This window comes from Deferrisoma sp. (assembly GCF_054681715.1).
Genome location: NZ_BAAHFQ010000214.1, coordinates 1 through 4,329, shown reverse-complemented (window position 1 = coordinate 4,329; position 4,329 = coordinate 1). Strand labels below are relative to the sequence as shown.

Genomic DNA, 4,329 nt, shown 5'->3' with positions numbered 1-4,329 from the left:
GTCGGAGTGCTCCCGGAACAGGTCCCACGCCGCCTGAAAGTCACGGGGCTCCACGGTGACAACGATCGCCTCGCCGCCCCCGATCAGAGCCTCCCCAACGCGGACGGAGGCCCAATGCCCGGCGCGGACCCGGACCAAGGTCAGAAGCTCGTCAACGACGTAATCGGTAACGATCAACCGACCCCTCCACGCCGATAGCACATCCGCCACGGCGTCGTGGGCCCGGCTTCTCCGGTCGAAAAAGGCAAACCACGCGCTGGTGTCGACGAACAGATCGGGCATCATGGATCGCCGTACAGGACGCGGTCGTGCTCCTCCGGGGCGAGGCCATCGGCAAACAGGCCGCGAACCTCGGAGAGGCTGGGGCGGCAGGGGCGTTCGCCCCCCGTTCTCCCCCTGGCGAGCCCCAGGTCCACGAACTCCCGGACCAACTGCCCGAGGCTTTTCCCTTCCCGCCTTGCCCGCTCCTTCAGGGCAAGGTATTGCCGGTCCTCCAACAAAACCTGCGTGCGGTGCATGACCCACCTCCCTCGGTCCGGCCGTCGATGTTACACATACATCATACGCCGGCGCCACTCCCCGTGCCAGCGCGGGTGGGCTGTCGCCCCCGGGACGGGACCGGGCCCCTTCTCCCCTATCCGGCGTTCCTCCGGCCCGACAAAATGCCGTAGAGCGCCGTCCGCCAGGTTGACCGGTAGATCCAGAGCCGGGACCGGAGCCACCAGGCCCCCTTGGGCCGGGGCTCGAACCGGTGCACCAGAAACCCGATCCTCCCCACCGGGTTGGGCTTGCGGTCCAGGGTGTACACCCGACGGATGCCGGCCTTGCGGGCGCACGTCAGGGTCACCTCGTCGTAGTGGCCCCAGGGGAGCGCCAGTTGGTCCCGCACGCCCCCGAGCCGCGACTCCAGGGCCTCCCGGGCGCGGACCAGGTCCTCCACCGTACGCCGTTCCCGCTCCTCGTCCGTTTCCCAGGTCCCGCGCTCTCCCGTGGACTCCTGGTACCGGAGGGCCTCCCGGCGCAGCTCCCGGGTTACCCGCTGTACTCCCCGTTCCCCGACGTACGCCTCCCCGCCCCGGTCCTCGAGCCACGAGGCCAGGTGGTCCCGCAGCCCGGGATCGTCCCGGTAGAGCCGGCAGGCCAGGGCCGATCTTCTCGGGTAGAGGGGGATCCCGAGGCGTTCGTCCCCCCCGGTGCACTGGGGCAGCGTCCAGTGGGTCCGGCCGCACCGGCCCAGGTGAAACCCCACGATCTCGTCCGAGGCCCACCCCATGGCGTGGCCCCAGGAGTGGGACTGGACCTCCACCAGCCCGGTTCGCTCCAGGGCCTCCATCTCGGACCAGCGCAGAAAGGCCGGATGGGCGCCGCCGGTCCGGGCCGCCTCGGCGTGGGCCTGGGTCGCCGATCCCCCCCAGGCGGGCTTCCCCCGGGGCCTCGGCGGCCCTTCCCCCGCCCGGGACGGAATCACGAACACCACCGCCGGGATCCCCAAGCGTTCCAACACCTCGATCCCGTGGGTCCAAAGGTCGGCAAACCCGTCGTCGAAGGTGAGGAGCGCCCGACGGCGCTTCTGGCCCAGGTCCGCGCTCGGCGCAAACCCCCACCCGGCCTCCAACGCTTCTGTCAACTGGGACTCGAGGGGGACCTCGTGCGCACTGGAATGCCCCATCAGGGCGTGGTAGGTCAGGACCGGAACCGCACCCACCCGTCTACCCCGGCTTTCGCAATAGCCACACGAAGTTCTCGGCGAAAAGGGTTTCCATCCACGTCGGCACGGGGACCCTGAGCTTTTGAAGCCCCCGCATCCGGCGCAGCAGCACGCGGTTCATGAGGGGATAGTACCCGATGGAACAGCGCCTCTCGATCCGAAACCCCTCCCGTTCGACGAGCGCTCGGAGTTTCCTGCGAATGAAGAACCGAAAGTGGTACCCCTCCTCGTCCGGGGGACGACCCGCAAGGGCCCGGAGCCTTCTCTTGTAAAACGCGTGGTTCGGGGTCGAGAGTAGAAACCAGCCGCCCGGCCTCAGGACCCGCCAGCATTCCGCAACCAACTGCTCAGCCTTCACCACGTGCTCGATAACGTCCAAAAGGCTCACCCCGTCCGCGAAGGCGTCCGGGAAGGGTAGGGGTTGGTTGAGATCGGCTCGGCGGGCCTCGAAGCCGAGGCTCCGCAATTTCTCGACGTTGGCTTCCGCTACGTCGACCCCCACCACCTCGTACCCGAGGTCCCGGAAAAAACGGGCCATCTCCCCCTGGCCGCAGCCCAGGTCCAGCAACCGTTCCCCGGGGCCGCTCGGCCTGGGTGCCGCCTTCCTGCACGCCGGATAAAAGTACCGCTCTGGATTCTCCCTCCGGTCCTCTTTCACCAACGTGGCGCTTCCAATTTTGCTCATTCACGGATTCCCTTGGCTTCCAAGTAGACTTCTTCCATCCGTCGCACGTGGGCCTCGATGGCATTGGCCTCGGCTACCCGCCTGGCTTTCACTGGCGCGTCCTCCCCGCCCCCTTGGAGGGCTTCCACCGCCCAGGCCATCTCACTCCCATCCGACGCCAACCGGGCCACTTCCGGACACCCGGCCAAAACATCGGCAGCTCCGTTTTCAGGGCTCGTGACCACCGGCGTTCCGCACGCGAGTGCCTCGACGCACACGTTCGCAAAGGGGTCGTACCGCGTGGGGTGGACGAGCACGTCCGCGGCACGGTACCAGCGAAGCATCTCCCTTTGCGGCCCCACGAAGTGGACCCGGTCGGCACACCCGAACTCCCGGGCCCGGGCGGCGAACGGTCCGGGCGCATCCCCCCCCACCACGACCAGGTGCGCTCCGGGAAGGCGTGCCAGAGCCTCCACCGCCAGGTCGAGCCCCTTGAGACGGAAGTTCGTGCCCACGAAGAGGAGGATCCGAGCGTCCACGGGAATGCCAAGGGCACCGCACACCTCTGCCCGGGCCTCCTCCCGGCCCTCCGGGGTGAACCGCTCCGTGTCCACCCCGTTGGGGATGATCCGGATCCGCTCCGCCACATCGGGGTAAAACCGTTCCACCGCCTCCGCCACCCACCGGGACGGGCAAACCACGGCCCGAAGCCCTGGGGACGAGAAGAGGCGGTCCTCGATCCGGAGGACCACCCGGTCGTAGACCGACCGGGTCGCTTTCCCCTCCCGCTCCAGATAGGCCCGGTGGACCCCACCCCCACACCGATGGACCGTCTGGCATGTGGTCTTCCCGGCCCCGTGGACCACGTCGAACGCACCGGGCCGGACCCGGCGTTCGGTGAGGTGCCAGAAGCTAAAGGTCTTGAGAGCTCGGCCGAACGGCACCGACGGCACCCGGTGAAACCGCACGCCGTGCGGGAGCCCCTCGGCCCGGCGCGCGAACACGTGCACCTCGTGCCCCCGCCGGGCCAACTCGCCCACAAGCCCGAGGGCGTAGGCTTCCGCGCCCCCGGACCGGTCCACCTTGGGCTGCACCACAGCGATCCTCACGCCTCGCCCCATCCCAGGACCGAGCCGGCCCAGTCCCTCAACCGGGCGGCCACCCGGGCGGCCGGGAGTTCCACGAGACACGCCCGGTCTCCGCGCTGACATTCGTTGCGGTTGCACGGCTGGCACTCGAGCTCCAGACTCACGTCGGCGTGCTCCGGGGAGGGGTGGGTCCAGCCGGAGCTCGTGGCCCCGAGCACGGTGAACGTGGGCGTTCCCACCGCCACGGCGATGTGGCGGGGCGCCGAGCAGTTGCCCACGTGCAGATCGGCCGCGGCGATCAGGGCCGCCATTTCCCGAAGGTTCGTTTTCGGCGCGACCCGTGCCCGCCCGCCCGAGGCTTCCACGACGGCCCTCGCGACCCCCTCCTCCCCGGGGGCCCAGAGCACCACGGGGGTCCACCCCCAGTGCGCCAACCGAGCGCAGAGGTCCCCGTAGTGCGCTTCCGGCCATCGCCGGGTGGCCCGGCGGTGGGTCGGATCCACCGTCACGAACCGCCGCCCCTCGCCGATGAGGGCCTTTCGCTGGGCCGCGCCCCAGGCCCGCTCCTCCTCCGAGAGGTAGATCTCGGGCCGATCCCGGGACGCCGTGATCCCCAGCGGCCCCAGGAGGTTCTTTTTCACGGTGACGGCGTAGGCCCCGTCCCTCCCCACGTTGTGGGTGTAGGCCCACCGCCTTGCCGCGGTTTCATAGGATACCCGCATCGGCGCCCCACTGCTGTCCAAAAACGAATAACAGAGGTCCCGGGAAGTGCCCGGAGAGGGCCTTCTGCCGCGGTTTGGGGCGGTCATCCTACACCGCCGTGCGATTCAGCTGTCCAACATCGAACCCCGGCAGCGTGAGCTGGGGGT

6 protein-coding genes are annotated in these 4,329 nt (G+C 69.3%); all 6 read right to left on the bottom strand.

Annotated features, from left to right (window positions below):
• The coding region (locus ACY0I8_RS16710) for a type II toxin-antitoxin system VapC family toxin (protein WP_461395652.1) at positions 1-282 on the bottom strand (282 nt) is incomplete at its 3' end.
• Entirely contained in the window at positions 282-518 is a 237-nt protein-coding gene (locus ACY0I8_RS16705; RefSeq protein ID WP_459940726.1) for a hypothetical protein, read from the bottom strand. The genes ACY0I8_RS16705 and ACY0I8_RS16710, both read right to left, overlap by 1 nt.
• 116 nt (positions 519-634) lie before the next feature.
• A complete protein-coding gene (locus tag ACY0I8_RS16700) occupies positions 635-1,705 on the bottom strand; it encodes a polysaccharide deacetylase family protein (RefSeq protein WP_461395651.1) in 1,071 nt (356 codons plus the stop codon).
• Positions 1,706-1,709: 4 nt separating this feature from the next.
• Complete coding sequence (locus ACY0I8_RS16695) at positions 1,710-2,393, bottom strand: class I SAM-dependent methyltransferase (protein WP_461395650.1); 684 nt, start codon at positions 2,391-2,393, stop codon at positions 1,710-1,712.
• The gene (locus ACY0I8_RS16690; protein WP_461395649.1) at positions 2,390-3,481 is read right to left on the bottom strand and encodes a glycosyltransferase family 4 protein; all 1,092 of its coding nucleotides are present in this window, start codon (positions 3,479-3,481) and stop codon (positions 2,390-2,392) included. Before ACY0I8_RS16690 ends, ACY0I8_RS16695 begins: the two co-directional genes overlap by 4 nt.
• Entirely contained in the window at positions 3,478-4,182 is a 705-nt protein-coding gene (locus tag ACY0I8_RS16685; RefSeq protein ID WP_461395648.1) for a glycosyltransferase family 9 protein, read from the bottom strand. The genes ACY0I8_RS16690 and ACY0I8_RS16685 overlap by 4 nt, the downstream gene beginning before the upstream one ends.
• Positions 4,183-4,329 lie beyond the last annotated feature (147 nt).